The sequence below is a fragment of the uncultured Thiodictyon sp. genome (genome assembly GCF_903946935.1).
GTDB lineage: Bacteria > Pseudomonadota > Gammaproteobacteria > Chromatiales > Chromatiaceae > Thiodictyon.
Map to the genome: position 1 here is coordinate 1 of NZ_CAJAXH010000191.1, position 2,422 is coordinate 2,422.

Here is a 2,422-nt window from a genome sequence, read left to right on the forward strand (position 1 = left end):
GCAAATGCTCCGACGGGTTCCGTGATATCAAAGATCAGTTTATTCGGCATGACCTGAGCCTTGGGCAATGGAACTACGTTGTTGACCCCAACGGGTTCTCTTGATAAAAGTGTTTAAGTTATTTTTGAATCGTTACTAAGCTCTTAGGCATTAGTCGTGTCCGCGTTCTCTGCACCGCAGCGATGGCCAATAGCGGCCGTCTGCCCCGCTGGAGCACCGTGAGTCGGTGCGTGCGCGAGCACAAGCCGATTTGGCATGGTTGCGAGGTCCTGGCGGGCGCCTGTCTGACGGTGTTGCCTCGGTTGTTAGGAGAGTACCGAGTCGTGCTGCCCGAGGCGCTAACCTACCTCAACTGGTCCGCGGGTCGCCATTGATCTCGCAGCACGCTTCATCGAAAAGGTGGTGGCCAGCGCGTTTGACGTGGCATGGCGCGGTCGGAATCAGAGACAAAGGAGTCCTGATGGCGAGCAACGACAACAACACCGACGAGGCACCTGCCGGGGGCTGCGGCCATGCGCTACCTTAATCTCGACCATCTGCGCCGCTGCATCGCGACCTTGCAGTCGTCATTGTCGTTCTATCAACGCGCAGACCCGGATAGCATCGAGCAGGAGGTGTTTCGCAATGCCATCGTCAAGGGCTATGAACTGACGCAGGAAACCACCTTCAAGTTGCTCAAGAAAGCGCTGAAGGCGTTCGGGCACGGGGGCCGGACGCTCGAAGCCACGCCGATCAAGGACATTCTGCGCCTCGCCGCTGTGCATGACCTGCTGACCCTGGACGAGGTCGAGTGCTGGTTTCGCTATCGTGACAACCGCAATGACACCGCCCACGATTATGGCGAGGCCTTCGCGCGCGAGACGCTGACGCTGATGCCCGGCTTTCTGGAAGACGTGGCCCGGCTGGCCGATCGACTGCAAGACAAGCTTGGCGAGGACGCAGTATGACCGCGGTCACCGCTCCCCGGACGCTGTACCTGCCCGCGCGTTACCTGGAGACCGTCCAGGACATCCTGCGCCGTTATCTGCCGCAGTCCGAGGTCTGGGCCTACGGCAGCCGCGTCAATGGCGATCATTACGACGCCAGTGACCTCGATCTCGTCGTGCGCCGACCCGATGACCTGACCCGTCCTCAACCCGATCTGGACGAGGTTGCCGCCGCCTTTTCCGACAGTGACCTGCCGATCCTGGTGCAGGTCCTTGACTGGGCGCGCCTCCCTCCGGCGTTTCGCGAGGAGATCGCAGCGGGCTATGTGGTCCTTCAAGCGAGCGGCGCGTCCGTGCCGGCTGAGGAGAATGCCAATGACTGAAGAGGCAGCGATCCAGTAGGTTGGGCCGACGAAGGAGGCCCAACATTCAGCGGTTTGCGCGGGCGAACCTGTTGGGCTTCGTTCCTCAGCCCAACCTACGCGCTGTCCCCGGACATCGGCGCGGTCAACGAAAGAATCGTGATACGTCTCCTATTTCCGTCGATCCCCTATTTCCGCCATTCCTCACTGGCCCCATTTTTCGACTCGTGATATCATTCGCTGTTGACGCGCGGGCTCATTGGTCGGTACATTGCTTCTCTTCTTTAAAATGAACATATCCATAGCAACCCTTGAGAAAACGTGCGCATCGTCCTTGGTGCATCTTTCTCCCGATCGTCTCAATATCGAGGATAAAACTCGATCCAACATATTCACATGGCGCGGGCAATTTTCACCACAGTTAATAGAAGAGCTTTTGATCGCGTACTGCCCCAGGAAAGCAACCATACTGGACCCTTTTGTCGGTAGTGGTACGGTTCTATATGAGGCGGCGAAGCTCGGGTATAGGGCGTTTGGCTTTGAAGTTAACCCGTCTGCGTGGATACTCAGTCGCATTTTTGAGCTTGCCAACCTGCCAAGTGAAAAAAGGACGGAGGTATTAAACTTTGCTATTTCCCTCGTTTGCGAAAAAATTCCACTTCCAGGTTTTTTTTCTCAGTCGATTGAAGTGTTCGGTGAGGAGCTTATAAGGCAACGACTATCCTGCATTCGTGCTGCGGCGACGGAACAGTACTCAATAGCGGTTATAGATGCGCTCGTAATTCTATTAGACTTTTTTCACCATGCCCTTTCTATTGAAAGAGTGCATTTAATGACGCGAAAATTAGAGGGTGTTATTCGCGAGCTGCCTTTTACTTCAGCGCCAATTTCAAGCCAGCTTGCCGACGCGCGAGCGCTGCCGTTGGCCGATGGGTCGATTGACTTTGTCGTTACCTCGCCTCCTTATATTAATGTATTTAACTATCACCAAAACGTAATCGTTCAGACCCCCGCCACCGGCAGCGGGGGCAGGGGCAGTCCGGCGCGCCGCTCGGTGATCGCGGCGACCAGGTAGTCCCACGGCGAGTGGCCGCGTTGCCGGCAGGTGTCGATGACACTGGCCAGCAGGGTGAA

2 protein-coding genes and 1 pseudogene are annotated in these 2,422 nt (G+C 56.6%); all 3 read left to right on the forward strand.

Annotation, left to right across the window (positions count from 1 at the left end):
• Positions 1–512 precede the first annotated feature (512 nt).
• A complete protein-coding gene (locus QZX93_RS16135; protein ID WP_295386124.1) occupies positions 513–947 on the forward strand; it encodes a nucleotidyltransferase substrate binding protein in 435 nt (144 codons plus the stop codon).
• Entirely contained in the window at positions 944–1,309 is a 366-nt protein-coding gene (locus QZX93_RS16140) for a nucleotidyltransferase domain-containing protein (RefSeq protein ID WP_295386126.1), read from the forward strand. The genes QZX93_RS16135 and QZX93_RS16140 overlap by 4 nt, the downstream gene beginning before the upstream one ends.
• 268 nt (positions 1,310–1,577) lie before the next feature.
• Positions 1,578–1,832, forward strand: a pseudogene (locus tag QZX93_RS27415) (DNA methyltransferase); the annotation flags it as partial.
• Positions 1,833–2,422: the final 590 nt, after the last annotated feature.